This window comes from Helicobacter pylori (genome assembly GCF_006439795.1).
Classification (GTDB): Bacteria; Campylobacterota; Campylobacteria; order Campylobacterales; family Helicobacteraceae; genus Helicobacter; species Helicobacter pylori_CR.
Genome location: NZ_VEYL01000001.1, coordinates 27,425 through 48,236, shown reverse-complemented (window position 1 = coordinate 48,236; position 20,812 = coordinate 27,425). Strand labels below are relative to the sequence as shown.

The following is a 20,812-nucleotide window of genomic DNA, read 5'->3' as shown; positions in this document are numbered from 1 at the left end:
CATGTCAAATAGCATGTTGGATAAAAATAAAGCGATTCTTACAGGGGGTGGGGCTTTATTGTTAGGGCTAATCGTGCTTTTTTATTTAGCTTATCGCCCTAAAGCTGAAGTGCTGCAAGGGTTTTTGGAAGCCAGAGAATACAGCGTGAGCTCCAAAGTCCCTGGCCGCATTGAAAAGGTGTTTGTTAAAAAAGGCGATCACATTAAAAAGGGCGATTTGGTTTTTAGCATTTCTAGCCCTGAATTAGAAGCCAAGCTCGCTCAAGCTGAAGCCGGGCATAAAGCCGCTAAAGCGCTTAGCGATGAAGTCAAAAGAGGCTCAAGAGATGAAACGATTAATTCTGCAAGAGACATTTGGCAAGCGGCAAAATCTCAAGCGACTTTAGCCAAAGAGACTTATAAGCGCGTTCAAGATTTGTATGATAATGGCGTGGCGAGTTTGCAAAAGCGCGATGAAGCCTATGCGGCTTATGAAAGCACCAAATACAACGAGAGCGCGGCTTACCAAAAGTATAAAATGGCTTTAGGGGGGGCGAGCTCTGAAAGCAAGATTGCCGCTAAGGCTAAAGAGAGCGCGGCTTTAGGGCAAGTGAATGAAGTGGAGTCTTATTTAAAAGACGTCAAAGCCCTAGCCCCTATTGATGGGGAAGTGAGTAATGTGCTTTTAAGCGGTGGCGAGCTTAGCCCTAAGGGTTTTCCTGTGGTTTTAATGATAGATTTAAAGGATAGTTGGTTAAAAATCAGCGTGCCTGAAAAGTATTTGAACGAGTTTAAAGTGGGCAAGGAATTTGAAGGTTATATCCCGGCGTTGAAAAAAAGCGCGAAATTCAGGGTCAAATATTTGAGCGTGATGGGGGATTTTGCGACCTGGAAAGCGACGAATAATTCCAACACTTATGATATGAAAAGCTATGAAGTGGAAGCCATACCCTTAGAAGAGTTGGAAAATTTTAGGGTAGGGATGAGCGTGTTAGTTACCATTAAACCTTAAAAAGGATTGTTTTGTTCCGATTGATAAGCGCATGGGTTTTACAAGACAAGTTCTTGTTTGTCGTGTGTTTTATATTGCCTTTTTGTTTAGGGGTTTTAGGCACGCAAATCTTTAAGCAAGAAATTCCAAGACAGCTCCCTATCGTGGTGGTGGATTTGGATAAGACCACGACAAGCCATCAGGTAGCGTTTGAATTAGGCGCAACGAGCGCGCTTGAAATCAAATACCAAGTGGCTAGCCTTTTAGAAGCCAAACGCTTTTTAAACTCCGCTGAAGCGTATGGGGCGTTGGTTTTGCCTAGAGATTTAGAGAAAAAAATTAAAATGGGGCGAAAGGTGGATTTGCCCTTTTATTATAACGCTGAGTATGTTTTAGTGGGGAAAACGCTCAAAAACGCCTTCTTGCAAACCGCTTTAACTTTAGATGCTAAAACCTTAGCCACCAAAGCTTTAGTGCGAGATTCCAATTTGATTTCTGCTAAAGCCCAAGCGGTGCCTATTGTTTTGCAATTGCATGCTCTATATAATGAAGAAAACAATTACACGCAATACCTTTTAAGCGTGATGCTGCCTTGCATGTGGCTTATTTTGATTGCGATTGGCATGCTCAATTTCATTCAAAAAGCCTCTGACATGCACGAGCTTTTAATCAGTATTGTAGCGAATGTGTGCGTGTTTAGCTTTTGGGGGATGGGCATGGCGTTTTATTTTAATTTCATTGGCATGCAGGGGAATTATGCGCATTTGTTGTTGGTCTTTTTGGCGGTAGTTTTAATGGCGCTCGTTATGAGCGGGTTTGTGGTGCTAGTTTATGGCGTTTCAAAAAGCGTTGTTGAAACCGCTGGTGCGATTGGGGTCTATACCGCTCCAAGCTTTGCGTTTGCTGGGGTTACTTACCCGCAAAACAACATGGAAATTTTTGGGGATTTTTGGAGCCATTGCTTGCCTATTAGCCATTTTATGAAGTTTTTTTTACAAGAGGCCTATTATAAGACGGATTTTACAGAATCTTTAAATTCGTTAATGCCGCTTGCGTTCTTTTTAATCTTTCTAGTTTTAGGGCTTTTGATTTTTTATTTTTCTTTTAAAAAAGGCAAGGCTAGCGCATGAATTTTTTTAAAATCCTTTTAATGGAATTAAGGGCTATTGTTTCTCATAAGGGCGTTTTGTTAATCCTTATAGGCGCTCCTTTAATCTATGGCTTATTATACCCTTTGCCTTATTTAAGAGACATCGTAACGCAGCAAAAAATCGCCCTTGTAGATGAAGACAATTCCTTTCTTTCCAGGCAACTAGCCTTCATGGCGCAAAGCTCCAACGAGTTAGAAATCGCTTTTTTTAGCCCTTCTATGCTGGAAGCCAAAAAGCTTTTAAAAGAAGAAAAAATTTATGGGATCTTGCATATCCCTTCGCATTTTGAAGCCAATATCCATAAGCAAGTGCCTGTAACGATAGATTTTTATGCGAATTCCAATTACTTTTTGATTTATGGCGCGTTAGCGAATGCGGTGGTGGAGAGCATCAACGCTTTAAATGATGAGATAAGATTCAAACGCAACGCCCAAATAGAAGAAGCTGAATTAGGGACAGACGGGATCAAAATCAGGCCTATCGCTTTGTATAACCCTAGTGAGGGGTATTTGAATTACGCGCTCTCTAGCGTGTTTATTTTCATTTTGCACCAGGTGATGCTCATTGCAAGCAGCATGTTTGTCAGCTCCAGGCGTTTGGAATTAGCCTTTTTAGACAAGAAACAAATCGCTTTAAGGCTGTGCGCAAGACTCTTGGTGTTTATGGGAGCGTTTAGTGTTTTTGTTTTGTTGTATTTTGGGGCGCTGTTTTCTTTTTATGGGATCGAACGGCATGGAAGCGCTTTAATGGTGTTTTTGAATAGCTCCATCTTCATGCTTGCAACCTTGAGTTTGGGGTCGTTTTTAGGCGCATGGATCAAAAATGAAGCCCACACCACTCAAATCGTTTTAATTTCTTCTTTGCCCTTGATTTTTATGATGGGTTTTGTGTGGCCTTTTGAATCCTTGCCCTCTTATTTACAAGTTTTCGTTCAAATAGTGCCTGCTTATCATGGGATCAGTTTATTAGGGCGATTGAATCAAATGCATGCGGAATTTATAGATGTTTCTGTGCATTTTTATGCGCTTATTGCGATTTTTATCGTGAGTTTTATAGGGAGTGTGTTCAAACTCAGCTCTTTAAAGAAAGCTTGTGAAAACGCTTAAAAACCTCATCGCTTCCAAGCACCAGATTAAAGCGTCTCGCTTTTTAGGGTATCTTATGCCTTTTAGCGATTTTGAAAAAACCCTTTTACAATTAAAAAAAGAGCATTTTAAAGCCGCGCATTTTGTAACGGCGTTCCGCTATTCTTTAGAGGGCAAAATCACGGAGGGTTTTAGCGATGATGGCGAGCCTAAAGGGAGTTCAGGAATGCCTGTGCTTAGCGTTTTGAGGCGAGAGGATTTGATCAATATAGGATTAGTGAGCGTGCGTTATTTTGGAGGCACGCTTTTAGGGGTGGGGGGCTTGATGAAAGCTTATGCCACTAGCGCGTTATTGTGCGTAGAAAACGCTCAAAAAGAAAACGCTTTGAAGGATTTTGTGGAGTTGGAAACTTTAAGCGCTCATTATTCTTACAAAGAATTAGACGCTCTTCAGCGTGAAATTAAGAAATTTAGCTTACAATTAAGCAAAAAGAATTTTTCAAACCAAAGCGTGGAAGTGGAAATCAGCGGCGCAAGAGAAAATTTGCAAGCGTTTTTAAAGCAAAACAATATTTGATTAGGGAGAGTGAATGGAATTTTTGAGTGGGTATTTTTTATGGGTTAAGGCTTTCCATGTGATAGCGGTCATTTCGTGGATGGCAGCGTTATTTTATTTGCCGCGCCTTTTTGTCTATCATGCAGAAAACGCGTATAAAAAAGAGTTTGTAGGCGTGGTTAAAATCCAAGAGAAAAAGCTCTATTCCTTTATCGCTTCGCCGGCCATGGGTTTTACGCTTATTACAGGGATTTTAATGTTGTTGATAGAGCCAACGCTCTTTAGAAGTGGAGGGTGGTTGCATGCTAAATTGGCTTTAGTGGTTTTACTTTTAGCCTATCATTTTTATTGCAAAAAATGCATGCGCGAGCTGGAAAAAGACCCCACAAGAAGAAACGCAAGGTTCTATCGTGTGTTTAATGAAATACCCACGATTTTAATGATCCTCATTGTGATCTTAGTGGTTGTCAAGCCTTTTTAAAGACAAGCCATGAAAAAAGAAAAGTCATGAAAAAAGAAAAGCACCTCAAGCAAGAAAAAATCATCAACATGTTTGATGATATAGCCAGCTCTTACGATCAAGCCAACCGCTTGATGAGTTTTGGCTTAGACGTTAAATGGCGCCAAAGGGCTTGCGAGCATGCGTTTTTGTTTTTGGAAAACAAGAAAGCGTTAAGGCTTGTGGATGTGGCATGCGGGACGGGGGATATGCTTGTGGCTTGGCAAAAAAGCGCTCTCAATTGCGGCATAGAGTTTAAGGAATGCTTGGGGATTGACCCCTCTAATAACATGCTTGAATTGGCTATCAAAAAATGTGAAGAGCTTGAAAACAAAGCTTCTTTCATTCAGGCTCAAGCCAAAGATTTAAAAGGCGTTGAAAACAACAGCGTGGATATCCTTTCCATTGCGTATGGCTTGCGTAATGTCGTGGAAAGACAAGAGGCTTTAAAAGAGTTTTTTAGGGTGTTAAAGCCTAGGGGCGTTTTAGTGATTTTAGAATTTTTAAAAAAAGACAACCCCACATGGCTGGATAAAATCTCAGGGTTTTACACGAATAAGGTTTTGCCTTTAGTGGGAGGGGCTATCAGTAAGAATTATGGTGCTTATTCTTATTTACCGCAATCCATTGAGGGGTTTTTGAGTTTAGAGGGTTTGAAGCATGAATTAAAAAACGCAGGGTTTGAGATTTTAAGGACTGAAGATTCTATCGCTCAAATTTCAACGACCATGCTTGTTAAAAAAAGCTAAAGGAATGTTATGCAAGATGAATTATTTGAAACCGAAAAAGCCCCCCAAAAAAACACTAAAAACACTAAAAACGCCCCTAAAAAAAGCTTTGAAGAGCATGTTCATTCCCTAGAGCGAGCCATAGATCGCTTGAATGATCCTAACTTGTCCTTAAAAGACGGGATGGATTTGTATAAAACGGCCATGCAAGAGTTGGTTTTGGCTCAAAAGCTTTTAGAAAACGCTTATTTGGAGTATGAAAAACTCCAAACGCCAGACAAAAAGGCTTAAAGGATGCGAGTGTTTGCTTTACAGCTAGAGTCTTTTAAAGAAACCCTCATGCAATCCTTATTCAACTCCATACCTAAGCAAAGCGTAATCGTGTTGCCTGAATACGTGATCAACCCCTTTTTCCACCATAACATGGGATTGGATGTGAATGAAATCAGCACGCAGTCTGCACGAGCGGTTGAGTTTTTATCGCAAAAATGCGAAGAACTAGACTTGATCATTTCAGCCCCGGTGCTTTTAGAAGAACATTCTAAAATCTATAAAAAAATCGCTCTCATTTCTAAAGAAAGCGTGAAATATTACACGCAACAACGCTTAATCCCCTATCCTCACTGGGATGAAGAGAGCTTTTTTGACAACGAGAAAAGCGCTTTTAAAGAATTGCTCGTCTTTGAAAGAGACGGCTTAAGAATCGCCCCTTTGTTTGGCTTTGAAGCGCATTTTGATGAAATATGGGTTCAGGCTAAAAATCAGGGCGTGGATGTGGTGCTTTTAAGCAGCGTGGCCACCTTTGAATCCAATGAAAGGTGGCGGCTTTTGTGCCAGATGCGCGCTTTTTGCGCTTCTTGCGTGGTGGTTAGGGCTAATAGAATCGGATCGTATCGCCAAATCATTGTAGAAGAAAATCAAAAAAACGAATTTTTGTGGAAATTTTATGGGGATAGTTTTGTAGCTTTGCCTAATGGCACCATTGAGGATTCTTTAGAGGGTAAAATGGGGGCTTTGAGCGCTCAAATGGATAAAAACGATATAGATGAATGGGCTAAATTGTGGCATTTTAGAACGATTAAAGAGGGTTGAATGATTGATAAAAAACTTTTATTGCAAGATTTTGAGATGGTGGCTCTTTCTTTAAAAAAGCGTAATAATGCGATGGATGATGAATTGGAGCGTTTGCGCGAAGTCATCACGCATTATAAAAAGCAGCTCATTGAATTGGAAGGCTTGCAAGCCTTTCAAAACAAGGTTTCTAAAGAATTTGGTATCAAAATGGCTCAAAAAGTGGACACAAGCGATCTCAAAAAAGAGCTAGAAAACAATAAAATCAAACTGAATGAGCTTTCCAAAAGCGTGGGCGAATTGGAGCAACAAATTGATTTGAAGCTTTCCATAATCCCTAATTTAGTGGATGAAAAAACCCCTTTAGGCGCAAGCGAAGAAGACAATATAGAAATTAAAAAAATCTTAACTCCTAGAAATTTCACTTTCAAACCCAAAGAGCATTTTGAACTCGCCCAAAAAAATGGCTGGATTGATTTTGAAAGCGGCGTGAAACTTGCCAAAAGCCGTTTTTCTGTCATCAGGGGTTTTGGGGCTAAAATTTATCGTGCACTCATTCATTTAATGCTGGATTTTAATGAAAAAAATGGCTTTGAAATCATCTACACGCCGGCGTTAGTGAATGAAAAAATGCTTTTTGGGACCGGGCAATTACCCAAATTCAAAGAAGATGTTTTCAAAATAGAAAATGAAAATCTGTATCTGATCCCCACCGCTGAAGTAACGCTCACTAATCTATACAACGACACCATTATTAGCGTTGAAAAACTCCCTATTAAAATGACCGCGCACACGCCTTGTTTTAGGAGCGAAGCAGGGAGCGCGGGCAAGGACACAAGGGGGATGATAAGACAGCACCAGTTTGATAAAGTGGAGCTAGTGGCTATCACGCACCCTAAAGAAAGCGATGCCATGCAAGAGCATATGCTAGAGAGTGCGAGCGCGATTTTAAAGGCTTTGGAATTACCGCACCGGTTTGTGCAATTGTGCAGCGCGGATTTAGGCTTTAGCGCGAGCAACACAATAGATATTGAAGTGTGGCTGCCTGGGCAAAATTGCTACAGAGAAATCAGCTCCGTGTCTAACACGAGGGATTTTCAAGCCAGGCGCGCGAAAATCCGCTTCAAAGAAAATCAAAAAAACCAATTAGCGCACACCTTAAACGGCTCTTCTTTAGCGGTGGGCAGGACGATGGTCGCTTTAATGGAAAACCACCAGCAAGCGGATGGGAGTATCCATATTCCTAAGGCGTTAGAAAAATACCTTTAAGGCTAGTTCGTGCTGAATGAAGAGCAAAATTCATTAGAAGAAAAAGGGGGCGAAAACAGAAACGAAAAAGAAACCCCTTTAAAGGGCATTCATTCTAAAATCCCCTCTTTTAAGCAGGCTTTAGAGCAGACACTCAATAAAATCAAAAGCTCTAAAGAGTTTTTTAAACAAATTTTACACAATAAAAAAAAGCTTTATATTGCGCTTGGAATATTGCTTTTTCTCATCGCGCTCATTGTAGCTTTGAGTTTGTTGCTAGGGCATAAAAAAGAAAATAAACAAACTTCTTTACAAACTAATAGCGCCACCACCAATAACGAAACGCCTAACGACACCAACAACGCTAACAACACACAAGCCGAGGGGCAAATAGAGAATTTAGACTTACCCGATTTAATCGGCAAGGATTCTCTCAAACGAAACGATGAGAATCAGGTGGATGAGATGATGAAAAAAGCGAGCCTTCTGTATGAGCAAGGGCAAAAAGATGAAGCCTTACACCTGTTTGACAAAGCCGCTTCTTTTTCGCAAGGGATTGCGAGCCATAATTTGGGGGTGATTAAGTTTAAAGAAAAGGATTTTAATGGGGCGCTGGATCTGTTTGATTCTAGCATCGCTTCTAAAGAAAACGCGAGCGTGAGCGCGATTGATGCGTTAGTGAGCGCTTATCATTTGCAAGATGAGGATTTGTATTATCATTATCTAAAAATTGTGAGAGACACTTTGTATAAAGACTATAAAAAGTCTTTTTATTCCTACGCTTACGCGCTCAAATCCTATTACGCTGGAGAGTATTTTGAAGCCCTTTCGCCTTTAATGCACCCTAATTCCAACGCCTTTTTAAAGCCTAACGCGCGCTTAGCGTCTAAATTGTTTTTGATGTTTAAAGATGAAACGAACGCTTACAAGCAATTACAAAAAAGCGCGAACGCCCAAGATGAGCTTGCTTTAGGGCTTTTGCAAGCCCGTTTAGGCCATTACAAGCAGGCTTTGGAGCATTTGCAGCATTATTTGCACAACTACCCTAAAGATTTAAACGCTTTGATGGCTTTGGAATTGGTGAGTTTGAAAAAAGGCGACACCCTTAAAGCGAGCGAAGCCTTAAAATTAGCCAGCCACACAAAAGAAGATAGTGCGCTAGCCAACTCTTTTTACCCCATCAAGCCCACTATCAACCCTGTTTTTTTGGACAAAGAAAGAGCCAAAGAGCGTTTTTGGAACACGCGATGTTTTGAAAGCAAAAGGGATTTTATTTACCGCTTGCTATTTTATTACGCTCCTTTTAAGGTTTTAGACTCTAAAGAAACCTTAGGCGTGATTGAAGAGGGGCTGTTTCTTTTGGATTCTGAAGCGCAAAAGGATTTAGAGGGGGCAAGCCTTGCTTTTAAAAGGGGGCGTTTGATGGCGATAGCGGATAAAAACGCACTCAAAGGGTTGAAAGCGTTAGAAAACAAGCAGTTAAAAAAAGCCCTTTCTTTTTTTGATTTGTCTTTAAAAAATAGCCCCAATAACGCGCTCCTCCATTATAATACGGGCTTGATTTATGCGCAATTAGAAAATTACCACAAAGCCTATTTCCATTTTTTAAGGGCTTTTCATTTGAACTCTGCGGATTATTTGAGCGCAGTTTTTGCGATTTTAGCCTCGCATTTCACCCATGAAGACACCACGGAGTTTTTAAGAGAAATCACCGAGAATTTTTATAGTCATGATTTTTCTAGTCCCACGCAAAAAGCCTTACTATCTTCACTCATCGCTTATTTGAATTACCGCACCAATTGGGATATGGACTGGCTCAAAAACGCCCCTAAAAAGCTCCCTTTTTATTACGCGCTAGAAGCGGTGTTCGCTAAAGAGAGCAAGGATAAAAAATTGATGGTGCAATCCTTTGGGAATTTAAAAAAAATGCTCCCTAAAGATCTCATCTCTAATATTTTTTATGAAATCGTCTCGTATTACGATGCGAGTATCCGCCACACTTTAAGCATTTACACCCTTTTGGATTCGCATAAAATCAGTTGGGATCAAACCATGCAAGGACCAATTTTAGGGCGTCATTTCTACACCTACATGGGATTTATGGTCAATGATTTAGATCATCAAGAAAAATTATTAGAGCAAAAAATCGCCAGTTTAGAAGAGGGCGAAGCCCCTAACGATTGGTTAGAAAATTTAGCGCTAGTGAGTTTGTTTCAAGGCCAGTATGAAAAAGCGAGCGCGTTGTATCAAAACTTAATTAGCGATCTTAAGGACAATGAGACGCGTTTAAAAATCCTAGCGGGTTTAACCTACATCGCGCAGAATAATTACAATAACGCCGCTTTATGGCTAGAGCTTGGGAAATTAGACGATCCCAATAATGAAAATATCCGTTACGCTTTGGGGTTGTTGTATCAAAGAAAGGGGGATTTGAAATCAGCGCTAAACCATTTTTTAGCCATTAAAATCTCTGATTTTTCTTCGCCTTATTTTGATTTTGAAATTGATGCGAACCTTTTAAAAGAGCGTTTGGACCAAGAAAAAAAGGGCGAGTTTTTAGAATGATGGATTTTGAAAAAAGCATTTTAGGCAATTTGAACGGAGCGCAAAAAATCGCCGCAAGCCACATTCAAGGGCCATTGCTCATTTTAGCGGGAGCTGGGAGCGGTAAGACTAAGACTTTAACGAGCCGTTTGGCGTATTTGATTGGCGCTTGTGGCGTGCCTAGCGAGAACACTTTAACGCTCACTTTCACCAATAAAGCGAGTAAAGAAATGCAAGAAAGGGCTTTGAAATTGTTGAAAAATCAAGCCCTTATCCCCCCCTTGCTTTGCACTTTCCATCGTTTTGGTTTGCTGTTTTTAAGGCAACACATGAACCTTTTAAAAAGAGCGTGCGATTTTTCGGTGCTAGATAGCGATGAAGTCAAAACGCTGTGTAAACAGCTCAAAATTTCAAGCTTTAGAGCCAGTATTTCTCAAATCAAAAACGGCATGATAGATTTGAGCATGCAAGATAGTGAATGTTATAAAGCGTATGAGCTTTATCAAAACGCGCTTAAAAAAGACAATTTAGTGGATTTTGACGATTTGCTTTTGTTAAGCCTTAAGATTTTACAAGATAATGAAAAACTCGCCAAAGAGATTAGCGAGCGCTATTATTACATTATGGTAGATGAGTATCAAGACACCAACGCCCTGCAATTAGAATTTTTAAAACAATTGAGTTGCGCGCACCATAATTTGTGCGTGGTGGGCGATGACGATCAGAGCATTTATGGTTTTAGGGGGGCTGATATTTCTAACATTTTAAATTTTTCCAAGCATTTTAAAGGGGCTAAGGTGGTGAAATTAGAGACCAACTACCGCTCTAGCGCTGAAATTTTAGCGTGCGCTAATTCTTTGATTAGCCATAACCAACACCGCCACATTAAAACGCTTCAAAGTTTCAAAGGCTCGCATAAAAGCGTGGTTTGTAAGGAATATTTGACGCAAAAAGAAGAGAGCCTGGATGTGGCTTATCAAATCAAAGCCCTTTTAAAGAAGGGCGAAAATTTAGAAAATATCGCTATTTTGTACCGCTTAAACGGGCTTAGCCGCAGCATTGAAGAGAGCTTGAACGCTTTGAATATCCCTTATAGGCTTATTGGGGCGGTGAGTTTCTATGAAAGAGCCGAGATTAAAGACGCTTTGGCGTTCATGCATGTAGTGGCGAAAAAAGACGATCGCTTTTTTATTAAGCGCGTTTTAAACAAGCCCCCAAGAGGCCTTGGCAAGATCACTCAAGAATGGATTTTTTCTCTTTTAGATGAAGAGGGTTTGAATTTAGAAGAGGCGTTAAAACTTGGGGCGTTTAAAGACAAACTCAACCCCAAAAACGAATACGCTTTAAAGAAATTCACCGCCATGATAGGGCGTTTGAGGGAGGCTTTTGAAATTTCAGTAGAGAAGTTTTGCGAGCGGTTTTTAGAAGAAACCAACCTTTTAAAAAGCTATGAAAAAGAAGACAATTACGAAGAAAGAGAGGGCTTTGTTAAAGAGCTTTTAAGTTTAGTGAAAGAGCATTTTAAAACGAACCCCACGCATTCTTTACTGGATTTTTTGAATGAAAGCGTGTTAGATGTTCATAATACAGAAAACGCGCAAAAAGTGAGTTGCATGAGCGTACATATGAGTAAGGGGTTAGAGTTTAAGCATGTGTTTGTGATCGGATTAGAAGAAGGGTTTTTCCCGCATAGGGGATTCAATCAAGAAAGCGATTTGGAAGAAGAAAGGCGCTTGGCTTATGTGGCAATCACTAGGGCTAAAGAAGAATTACAACTTTCTTATGTCAAAGAGCGTTCGTATTTTGGGAGGAAAATTTCTTGCTCGCCCTCTGTGTTTTTAGAAGAAGCCCAGTTGCTTAAAAGCGATCAAGCCCCTAAACAAAATCACCAAAAAGATACGCCCATTAAAGTGGGGGATTTGATCAAACATAAGATTTTTGGCACCGGTAGGGTTTTAGGCGTGGAAAAAGGCTTGAGCGGTTTGTGCTTGAAAATCAATTGCGGAGGGAATGTCTATGATAAAATCTCAGAAAAATTTGTAGAAAAAGTGGATAACGAGTTTTGAAAATTTTAACCCTTTTTTTGATAGGTTTAAACGCATTGTTTGCCCTAGATTTAAATACGCTTAAAACAGGGATTAAAGAAACTTACCTCAAAGAATACCAAGACTTAAAATTGGAAATTGAAACAATTAATTTAGAAATCCCGGAGCGTTTTTCTCACACTCCCATTTTAAGCTATGAATTGAGCGCTTCTAACAAGCTTAAAAAAGATGGGGTCGTGTTTTTAAGATTGGAAAATGAGCCTAATTTACGCCTACCGGTGCGTTATAGCGTGATAGGCAGCATGCAGGCTTTTAAAAGTGCTAGCGCGATTAAAAAAGACGAGAACATCACCGCTAACAACACCAAAAAAGAGCGCGTTTTGTTTGGCGCGCTTTCTAACCCCTTATTAGAGGGCGCGATTGATAGAGTGAGTGCGAAACATTTTATCCCCCCTGACACGCTTTTAAGCATGGATAAAACCCAAGCTTTAATCATCGTGCGTAAAAACGACATCATCACTGGGGTGTATGAAGAGGGGCAAATCAGCATAGAAATAAGCCTAAAAGCCCTAGAAAATGGCGCGCTTAATCAAATCATTCAAGCCAAAAATTTAGAAAGCAATAAAATCTTAAAAGCGAAAGTGTTGAGCAGCTCTAAAGCGCAAATCTTATAAAGGATATTCATGAAATTAGTTTTAGGCATCAGCGGGGCGAGCGGGATACCTTTAGCCTTGCGGTTTTTAGAAAAATTACCCAAAGAAATTGAAGTTTTTGTCGTGGCGTCTAAAAACGCGCATGTCGTGGCGTTAGAAGAATCGAATATCAACCTTAAAAACGCCATGAAAGATTTACGGCCTGGCGCGACTTTTTTTAACGAGCAAGACATTCATGCGAGCATTGCCTCAGGGAGTTATGGTATCCATAAAATGGCGATCATTCCAGCGAGCATGGACATGGTGGCTAAAATCGCGCATGGCTTTGGGGGGGATTTGATCTCTAGGAGCGCCTCTGTGATGCTTAAAGAAAAGCGCCCCTTACTCATTGCCCCTAGAGAAATGCCTTTAAGCGCTATCATGTTAGAAAATTTACTCAAACTCGCCCATTCTAATGCAATCATCGCGCCGCCTGTGATGACTTATTACACCCAAAGCAAGACTTTAGAAGCGATGCAAGATTTTTTAGTGGGGAAGTGGTTTGACAGCTTAGGGATAGAAAATGACTTATACCCGCGATGGGGAATGAACTGATGCAAAAAATCGGCATTTACCCAGGCACTTTTGATCCGGTCACTAACGGGCATATAGATATTATCCACCGCTCTAGCGAATTGTTTGAAAAGCTCATTGTCGCTGTGGCGCATTCAAGCGCTAAAAACCCCATGTTTAGTTTAGATGAGCGTTTAAAAATGATGCAACTCGCCACTAAAAGTTTTAAAAATGTAGAATGCGTTGCGTTTGAAGGGCTGTTAGCTAATTTGGCTAAAGAATACCATTGTAAGGTGTTAGTTAGGGGTTTAAGGGTGGTGAGCGATTTTGAATACGAATTGCAAATGGGCTATGCGAACAAATCCTTAAACCACGAATTAGAGACCTTGTATTTCATGCCCACTTTACAAAACGCTTTCATAAGCTCTTCTATCGTGCGATCCATTATCGCGCATAAGGGCGATGCGAGCCATTTAGTGCCTAAAGAAATTTATCCTTTGATTTCAAGGGCTTAAAATGTATGTGGCGTTAGAAGGCGTTGATGGCGTGGGCAAAAGCACTCAAGTAGGATTATTAAAAGACCGGTTTAAAAACGCCCTTTTTACCAAAGAGCCAGGGGGGACAAAAATGGGCGAAAGTTTAAGGCGTATCGCTTTAAATGAAAACATCAGCGAATTGGCTAGAGCGTTTTTATTTTTAAGCGATAGGGCTGAGCATGTAGAAAGCGTCATCAAACCAGCATTGAAAGAAAAAAAGCTCATCATTAGCGACAGGAGTTTGATTTCTGGCATGGCTTATAGCCAATTTTCAAGCTTAGAATTAAACCTGCTCGCCACTCAAAGCATTTTGCCTGAAAAAATCATTCTTTTAGTGATAGATGAAGAGGGCTTAAAAGAGCGCTTAAGCCTTAAAAGTTTAGACAAAATAGAAAACCAAGGCGCAGAAAAATTACTCACAATCCAGCAAAAGATCAAAACCCACGCTTATGCGCTAAAAGAAAAATTCGGGTGCAAAGTTTTGGAACTAAACGCCAAAGAAAGCGCTAAAAACTTGCACGAGAAAATCGCCGCTTTTATTGAATGCGTTGTTTAACTTGTTTGAAGCTTTCTTTTAAACCCCTTTGCCCGAATTGCTTGAACGATTTGCCCTTAAGCTTAAAGGTAAGGGTTTTAGAGGGCGTGAGCGTGTATAGCTTTTACGCTTATAGCGAAATAGAAGAACTCATTAAGAGCAAATACGCGCTGATTGGCTCTCGCATTTTGCCCTTGCTTTCTCAAAAAGCCGGCGCGGAATTTGTGAAAATCCTGCAAGAAAAAGGCTTGAATACCCCCCTTTATGGCATCGCCATTGACGATAAAATCAAATCCTTTTACTCGCATTCAGCCGCGCTTTTAAAAGGCTTTTGTCAAGGCAATTTAAAAGCCACTTACGGGCGTTTAAGAGCTATTAATACTATTTCGTATGCGGGGAAAAGCCTGGAATTTCGCGCCAACAACCCACGGAATTTCACCTTCAAAGGCGATGAAAATTTAGATTATTTTTTATTAGATGATATTATCACCACCGGCACTACCCTAAAGGAAGCCCTAAAATACCTTAAAACTCTAAACATCAAAGCGCACTTTGCGATCGCGCTTTGCAGCGCGGATGAATGAGTTATAATTTTGTTTTTTAAAAAAAGGAAACCCATGAATAAAATTCAATCCATTGAGCCTTTAATCGCTGATAAGTTCAACAATGAGTTAAGAAGTTATAACCTAGACTATAAACTAGAGCAAGAAAGCCTGAATAAAAAAATTGATGAAGCTTTAAAAAATTACGCTTCTAAAAGTGGGGGTTTAGGGGGTAACCGCCCTGATGTGAAACTTTTATTAAACACACAAGACCCTAACAGAAGAGTCCCTATTTTAATAGAATACAAAGGGCTAAAAGATAAGCTCATTAAATTAGACAAAAACAAACTGGTAGAAAACTTTAAAAACCATGAGCCTCATTATAAAAACATTAGAGAATACGCCCTAAATGGGGCTTTACATTACGCTAATGCGATTTTACACCACACGAGCTACACTGAATGCATCGCCATAGGTATCACAGGCTATAAAGATGCTAAAGGCGGTATACGCTCTCAAATCGCTGTTTATTATGTGAATAAAAGCAATTTAGGCATGGGGATAGATGTTTCAAAAGGCGATCAAGGTTATAGCGATCTATCCTTTTTAAGCCGCAAGCATTTTAACGACTTTATTAAACGATTAGACACCCTTTCTTTAAGCGATGAAGATTTAGAACGCATTAGAGAAAAGAAAAACCAAGAAATAGAAGACTGCTTGACCAATCTCAACAACACTATTTACAATAAAGAAAAGACTTATTTAAGCGAAAAAGATCGCATGTATTTAATTGTTGCGAGCATTATCGCTAATTTAGGCATCCCTAATTCGGTAACTCCCCTAAACAAAGAAGATTTAAAATCCAGCGATGAGGTCCATCAAAGAGATGGCGACATTATGCTTAGAAAAATCCAATCCTTTTTAGAGCATAAGCATTTGCCCCAAGAAAAAATGCAAAGCATTATTTCTTCGTTAGAGCCTTTATTAAGAAACGAAAACAACAACAAAGCCACTAATGGCGAAAGCCGTTTGAAGCGTTGTTTTAGTGAGATTGTGGATAGTTTGGGCATTTATTATAAAATCGGTCTTAGCACGGATTTTACCGGTAAATTGTTCAATGAAATGTATCGCTGGCTGGGTTTCACGGAAGACCAATCAAACGATGTGGTGCTCACACCCCCTTATGTCGCCACGCTTTTAGCCAGACTTTCTAAAGTCAATAAGGATAGTTTCGTGTGGGATTTTGCCACCGGAAGCGCTGGGCTATTAGTCGCAAGCATGAATTTGATGATAGAAGACGCTAAAAAGTGTATCACTAGCCTAGAGGAATTAGAGCGAAAAATTATTCATATTAAAGCCAAACAACTTTTAGGGATAGAAATCATAACGGAAATTCATATTCTAGCGGTGTTAAACATGATTTTAATGGGCGATGGGAGCAGTCAAATCTTAAATCAAGACAGCTTGAGCGGTTTTGATGGCAAAGTCAATAACGAAGAGTTTAAGGCTAACGCTTTTGTTTTAAATCCGCCTTATTCCGCTAGCGGTAATGGCATGGTGTTTGTGGAGCAGGCTTTAGAAAAAATGCAAAGCGGTTATGCGAGCGTGATCATCCAATCAAGCGCCGGCAGCGGCAAAGCCAAAGAATACAATGTAAGGATTTTAGAAAAACACACGCTTTTAGCGAGCATTAAAATGCCTTTAGATTTATTCATCGGCAAAAGCAGCGTTCAAACCCACATCTATGTTTTTAGAGTCAAGGAAAAGCATGACGCTAAGCAAAGGGTGAAATTTATTAATTTCAGTAACGACGGCTACGCTAGAGCGAATCGCAAAAAAGCCAAAGCCAGCCACAATTTAAAAGACACGCATAACGCTAAAGAGCGCTACAACGAAGTCGTGGACTTAGTCCATATTGGCCAATCATGTTTGAAATTTTTAAGCGAAGATGACTACCATGAAAACACCATAGACCCCAAAAACGGGAGCGATTGGAACCAAAACAAACCCACTGACACCAAACCCGAATTAGAGGATTTTAAAAGAACGATAGCCGATTACCTTTCTTATGAAGTGGGTTTGATTTTAAAAAACCAAACGCCCCCAAAGTGATAGGCCCCCTTAGTAGCCAACTCAACGCTATTAAGTGGGGCGAGTTCAAATTAGGGGATTTGTTTGAAGCGAGTAACGGCGATTTTGACATTCAAAAACGCCACATCAATCATAAGGGCGAATTTGTCATCACTGCAGGGCTTAGTAATAATGGCGTTTTAGGGCAAAGCGATATAAAAGCAAAAGTTTTTGAAAGCCATACCATTACTCTTGACATGTTTGGTTGTGCGTTTTATCGCAGTTTTGCTTATAAAATGGTAACACACGCTAGGGTATTTTCTCTCAAACCTAAATTTGAAATCAACCATAAAATCGGCTTGTTTTTATCCACGCTATTTTTTGGTTACCCTAAAAAATTCGGCTATGAGAACATGTGTTCATGGGCAAAAATTAAAAACGATAAAATCCAACTACCCCTAAAACCCACCGCTAACGCTCAAACCCTTGAGGATATTGATTTTCATTTCATGGAAAAATTCATAGCCGAACTTGAGCAGTGTCGGCTCGCCGAACTTGAGCAGTGTCGGCTCGCCGAACTTGAGGCTTATTTAAAAGCTACAGGGCTATCCAACACCACCCTTTCTGGTGATGAAGAAAACGCCCTTAATCTTTTCAATAATTCTATGGGGGTAATACCCCCATGCGGCTTAACATGGCAAAGCTTCAAATTAGGGGATTTGTTTGAAATACGCCCTACAAAAGCCTATAAACTCACAAACTCTCACTTGTTTGATAGTAACGCAAAAAATCCAGTCGTTACTAATTCTAGTTTGAATAATGGGATAAGTGGTTATTCTTCTTTAGAACCCACCGAAAAGGGTAATCAAATCACTCATAGCGATACCACGACTTCAGAGGGGATTTTTTACCAAAAAAGACCTTTTATAGGGTATTCGCATGTGCAAGGGCTGTATCCTTTAAAATACAATGAGTTTTGGAATGAAAAAACTTTACTCTATATCGTTACTGCTTTTAAAAAAGTAGCTTGCGGGCGTTTTAATTATGGTAACAAATTTAACCGAAAAATTGCTAGTGGAATGCCAATCTTTCTCCCCACTAACCAACATGGCGAAATTGATTTTCATTTCATGCACACCCTTATAAACGCTCTAATGAAGCAAACCATTCAGGGCGTGGTTCAATACAGCAGCGCTAAAATCCATGCTACAAAAGAAGCCATCAGCCAAGAAACGCCAACCCAAAAAGACTCGTTGTTTTGAAACAGATGAGGTCAAGCTTGTGTTACAATAAACTTAAAATTTGCTTGATTGAAGAGGGTTGATACGATGGAACAGCCAGTCATTAGAGAGGGGACTTTAGCTTTAATTGATACTTTTGCGTATTTGTTTAGAAGCTATTACATGAGCGCTAAAAATAAGCCTTTGACTAATGATAAGGGCTTCCCTACAGGGCTTTTAACGGGGCTTGTGGGCATGGTTAAAAAATTTTATAAAGATAGAAAAAATATGCCTTTTATCGTGTTCGCTCTAGAAAGCCAGACTAAAACTAAAAGAGCTGAAAAATTAGGCGAATACAAACAAAATCGCAAAGACGCCCCCAAAGAGATGCTTTTACAAATCCCTATCGCCTTAGAATGGTTGCAAAAAATGGGTTTTACTTGCGTGGAAGTGAATGGGTTTGAAGCCGATGACGTGATCGCAAGCCTAGCCACGCTAAGCCCTTATAAAACCCGCATTTATTCTAAAGATAAGGATTTTAACCAGCTTTTGAGCGATAAAATCGCGCTTTTTGATGGCAAAACGGAGTTTTTGGCGAAAGATTGCGTAAAAAAATACGGGATTTTGCCGAGTCAATTCACGGATTATCAGGGCATTGTGGGGGATAGCAGCGATAATTATAAGGGGGTTAAAGGCATTGGGAGCAAGAACGCTAAGGAATTGTTACAGCAATTAGGGAGTTTGGAAAAAATCTATGAAAATTTAGACTTGGCGAAAAATTTACTCAGCCCTAAAATGTATCAAGCCCTCATACAAGACAAAGAGAGCGCGTTTTTAAGCAAAGAATTAGCCACTTTAGAAAGAGGGTGTATTAAGGAATTTGATTTTTCAAGTTGTGCTTTTCCTAGCGAAAACCCCTTATTGAAAATTAAAGATGAATTGAAAGAATATGGTTTCATTTCTACTTTAAGGGATTTAGAAAATTCCCCTACGCCTTTAATTTTAGACAACGCGCCCGCATTAGAAAACGCCCCCATACTAGACAACGCTCCTAAAAAATCACGCATGATTGTTTTGGAAAGCACCGTGTTTTTGAGTGCGTTTTTAGAAAGATTAAAAAAAACTAAGTCAAGGATTTTTGCGCGTTTGGTGCTAGATAAAGAAAAAAAAGTTCTAGCCCTAGCGTTTTTATGTGAAGATCAAGGCTATTTTTTGCCTTTAGAAGAGGCGTTATTTTCGCCCTTTTCTTTAGAGTTTTTACAAAACGCTTTTTCTCAAATGTTACAGCATGCGTGTATCGTTGGGCATGATTTAAAACCCTTGTTGAGCTTTTTAAAGGCCAAATACCAGGTACCTTTAGAAAACATTCGCATCCAAGACACTCAAATTTTAGCGTTTTTAAAAAATCCGGAAAAAGTGGGGTTTGATGAAGTTTTAAAGGAATATTTAAAAGAAGAATGGATCCCGCATGAAAAAATCAAAGATTTTAAAACAACAAGCAAGGCGGAAAAATCAGAGCAATTGGATATGGAATTAAACGCTTTAAAGCGTTTGTGCGAATATTTTGAAAAAGGGGGGCTAGAAGAGGGCTTGCTTATTTTGGCTAGAGACATTGAAGTGCCGTTCATGAAAGTTTTAATGGGCATGGAATTTCAAGGCTTTAAAATTGATGCGCCTTATTTCAAGTGCTTAGAGCAGGAGTTTAAAGATGAATTAAAAGTTTTAGAGCGCCAAATTTTGGATTTGATCGGCGTGGATTTTAACCTCAATTCGCCTAAGCAACTTGGCGAGATCCTATATGATAAATTAGGGCTTCCTAAAAATAAAGGCTATTCTACCGATGAAAAAAATTTGTTAAAAATCCTAGACAAGCACCCAAGCATCCCTTTGATTTTGGAATACAGAGAATTGAACAAGCTTTTTAACACTTACACCACCCCCCTATTGCGCTTAAAAGACAAAGACGATAAAATCCATACCACTTTCATCCAAACCGGCACAGCTACCGGGCGTTTAAGCTCGCATTCGCCTAATTTGCAAAATATCCCGGTGCGATCGCCTAAAGGCTTACTCATTCGTAAGGGCTTTATCGCTAGCTCTAAAGAATATTGTTTGCTAGGGGTGGATTATTCGCAAATTGAATTGCGCTTGTTAGCTCATTTTAGCCAGGATAAGGATTTAATGGAGGCGTTTTTAAAGGGGCGAGACATCCATTTAGAAACTTCTAAGGCGTTGTTTGGTGGAGATTTAGCCAAAGAAAAACGATCCATCGCTAAAAGTATTAATTTTGGGCTGGTGTATGGCATGGGGAGTAAGAAATTGAGCGAAACTTTAAACATCCCTTTAAGTGAGGCTAAAAGCTACATAGAAGCGTATTTCAAACGATTCCCTAGCATTAAAGATTATCTAAATGGCATGCGAGAAGAGATTTTAAAAACTTCTAAAGCTTTTACCTTGCTTGGGCGTTATCGGGTGTTTGATTTTAAAGGCGTGAATGATTATGTCAAGGGCAATTATTTGCGAGAGGGCGTGAATGCGATTTTCCAAGGGAGCGCCAGCGATTTATTGAAATTAGGCATGCTCAAAGTGAGCGAGCGTTTCAAAAATAACCCTTCGGTGAGGCTGCTTTTGCAAGTGCATGACGAATTGATTTTTGAAATTGAAGAAAAAAACGCCCCAGAGTTGCAGCAAGAAATCCAACGCATTCTTAATGATGAGGTTTATCCTTTGAGGGTGCCGTTAGAAACAAGCGCGTTTGTGGCGAATCGTTGGAATGAACTAAAAGGTTAGTTTTTTAATTGAGTTTA

General features: G+C 39.8%; 19 protein-coding genes. All 19 read left to right on the top strand.

Going from position 1 to position 20,812, the window contains the following annotated elements:
* Nucleotide 1: 1 nt before the first annotated feature.
* The 19 genes from FIM66_RS00245 to polA all read left to right on the top strand — a co-directional run bounded on the left by FIM66_RS00245 (nucleotide 2) and on the right by polA (nucleotide 20,795).
* Nucleotides 2–991 carry an HlyD family secretion protein gene (locus tag FIM66_RS00245; RefSeq protein ID WP_140501635.1) on the top strand — a complete coding sequence of 330 codons (990 nt, stop codon included), beginning with the start codon at nucleotides 2–4 and terminating at the stop codon, nucleotides 989–991.
* 11 nt (nucleotides 992–1,002) lie between these two features.
* A complete protein-coding gene (locus FIM66_RS00240) occupies nucleotides 1,003–2,100 on the top strand; it encodes an ABC transporter permease (protein ID WP_140599765.1) in 1,098 nt (365 codons plus the stop codon).
* The gene (locus tag FIM66_RS00235; RefSeq protein WP_140489479.1) at nucleotides 2,097–3,227 is read left to right on the top strand and encodes an ABC transporter permease; all 1,131 of its coding nucleotides are present in this window, start codon (nucleotides 2,097–2,099) and stop codon (nucleotides 3,225–3,227) included. Before FIM66_RS00240 ends, FIM66_RS00235 begins: the two co-directional genes overlap by 4 nt.
* The gene (locus tag FIM66_RS00230; protein ID WP_140489477.1) at nucleotides 3,214–3,783 is read left to right on the top strand and encodes a YigZ family protein; all 570 of its coding nucleotides are present in this window, start codon (nucleotides 3,214–3,216) and stop codon (nucleotides 3,781–3,783) included. Before FIM66_RS00235 ends, FIM66_RS00230 begins: the two co-directional genes overlap by 14 nt.
* Nucleotides 3,784–3,796: 13 nt before the next feature.
* Nucleotides 3,797–4,243: a protoporphyrinogen oxidase HemJ gene (gene hemJ / locus FIM66_RS00225; RefSeq protein WP_140499078.1), complete on the top strand. Its 447-nt coding sequence runs from the start codon at nucleotides 3,797–3,799 to the stop codon at nucleotides 4,241–4,243.
* 26 nt (nucleotides 4,244–4,269) lie between these two features.
* Nucleotides 4,270–5,010: a bifunctional demethylmenaquinone methyltransferase/2-methoxy-6-polyprenyl-1,4-benzoquinol methylase UbiE gene (gene ubiE, locus FIM66_RS00220; protein ID WP_000711712.1), complete on the top strand. Its 741-nt coding sequence runs from the start codon at nucleotides 4,270–4,272 to the stop codon at nucleotides 5,008–5,010.
* Between the two features lie 9 nt (nucleotides 5,011–5,019).
* Nucleotides 5,020–5,280, top strand: coding sequence for an exodeoxyribonuclease VII small subunit (locus FIM66_RS00215; RefSeq protein ID WP_108539747.1), 261 nt, complete (start codon nucleotides 5,020–5,022; stop codon nucleotides 5,278–5,280).
* A gap of 3 nt (nucleotides 5,281–5,283) precedes the next feature.
* Nucleotides 5,284–6,081 (top strand): carbon-nitrogen hydrolase family protein, encoded by a 798-nt coding sequence (locus FIM66_RS00210; protein WP_140599764.1) that lies wholly within the window; start codon nucleotides 5,284–5,286, stop codon nucleotides 6,079–6,081.
* Entirely contained in the window at nucleotides 6,082–7,329 is a 1,248-nt protein-coding gene (gene serS, locus FIM66_RS00205) for a serine--tRNA ligase (RefSeq protein ID WP_140499084.1), read from the top strand.
* 9 nt (nucleotides 7,330–7,338) lie between these two features.
* Nucleotides 7,339–9,873 (top strand): tetratricopeptide repeat protein, encoded by a 2,535-nt coding sequence (locus tag FIM66_RS00200; protein WP_140599763.1) that lies wholly within the window; start codon nucleotides 7,339–7,341, stop codon nucleotides 9,871–9,873.
* Nucleotides 9,873–11,918, top strand: a complete 2,046-nt coding sequence (uvrD, locus tag FIM66_RS00195; protein WP_194148970.1) for a DNA helicase UvrD — start codon at nucleotides 9,873–9,875, stop codon at nucleotides 11,916–11,918. Before FIM66_RS00200 ends, uvrD begins: the two co-directional genes overlap by 1 nt.
* Nucleotides 11,915–12,571 carry a flagellar basal body P-ring formation chaperone FlgA gene (flgA, locus tag FIM66_RS00190; protein WP_120927419.1) on the top strand — a complete coding sequence of 219 codons (657 nt, stop codon included), beginning with the start codon at nucleotides 11,915–11,917 and terminating at the stop codon, nucleotides 12,569–12,571. The genes uvrD and flgA overlap by 4 nt, the downstream gene beginning before the upstream one ends.
* 9 nt (nucleotides 12,572–12,580) lie before the next feature.
* On the top strand, nucleotides 12,581–13,144 hold the full coding sequence (locus tag FIM66_RS00185) for a UbiX family flavin prenyltransferase (RefSeq protein WP_000780097.1): 564 nt from the start codon (nucleotides 12,581–12,583) through the stop codon (nucleotides 13,142–13,144).
* Nucleotides 13,144–13,617, top strand: a complete 474-nt coding sequence (gene coaD / locus FIM66_RS00180; protein ID WP_120927494.1) for a pantetheine-phosphate adenylyltransferase — start codon at nucleotides 13,144–13,146, stop codon at nucleotides 13,615–13,617. Before FIM66_RS00185 ends, coaD begins: the two co-directional genes overlap by 1 nt.
* Before the next feature lies 1 nt (nucleotide 13,618).
* The gene (gene tmk / locus FIM66_RS00175; protein ID WP_140547832.1) at nucleotides 13,619–14,194 is read left to right on the top strand and encodes a dTMP kinase; all 576 of its coding nucleotides are present in this window, start codon (nucleotides 13,619–13,621) and stop codon (nucleotides 14,192–14,194) included.
* Nucleotides 14,182–14,757 (top strand): ComF family protein, encoded by a 576-nt coding sequence (locus tag FIM66_RS00170; RefSeq protein ID WP_140547833.1) that lies wholly within the window; start codon nucleotides 14,182–14,184, stop codon nucleotides 14,755–14,757. The genes tmk and FIM66_RS00170 overlap by 13 nt, the downstream gene beginning before the upstream one ends.
* Before the next feature lie 33 nt (nucleotides 14,758–14,790).
* Nucleotides 14,791–16,827, top strand: a complete 2,037-nt coding sequence (locus FIM66_RS00165) for an N-6 DNA methylase (RefSeq protein WP_140599762.1) — start codon at nucleotides 14,791–14,793, stop codon at nucleotides 16,825–16,827.
* Nucleotides 16,824–18,047 carry a restriction endonuclease subunit S gene (locus FIM66_RS00160; RefSeq protein WP_140599761.1) on the top strand — a complete coding sequence of 408 codons (1,224 nt, stop codon included), beginning with the start codon at nucleotides 16,824–16,826 and terminating at the stop codon, nucleotides 18,045–18,047. Before FIM66_RS00165 ends, FIM66_RS00160 begins: the two co-directional genes overlap by 4 nt.
* 66 nt (nucleotides 18,048–18,113) lie before the next feature.
* Entirely contained in the window at nucleotides 18,114–20,795 is a 2,682-nt protein-coding gene (gene polA / locus FIM66_RS00155; RefSeq protein ID WP_140599760.1) for a DNA polymerase I, read from the top strand.
* The last annotated feature ends 17 nt before the right edge of the window (nucleotides 20,796–20,812 follow it).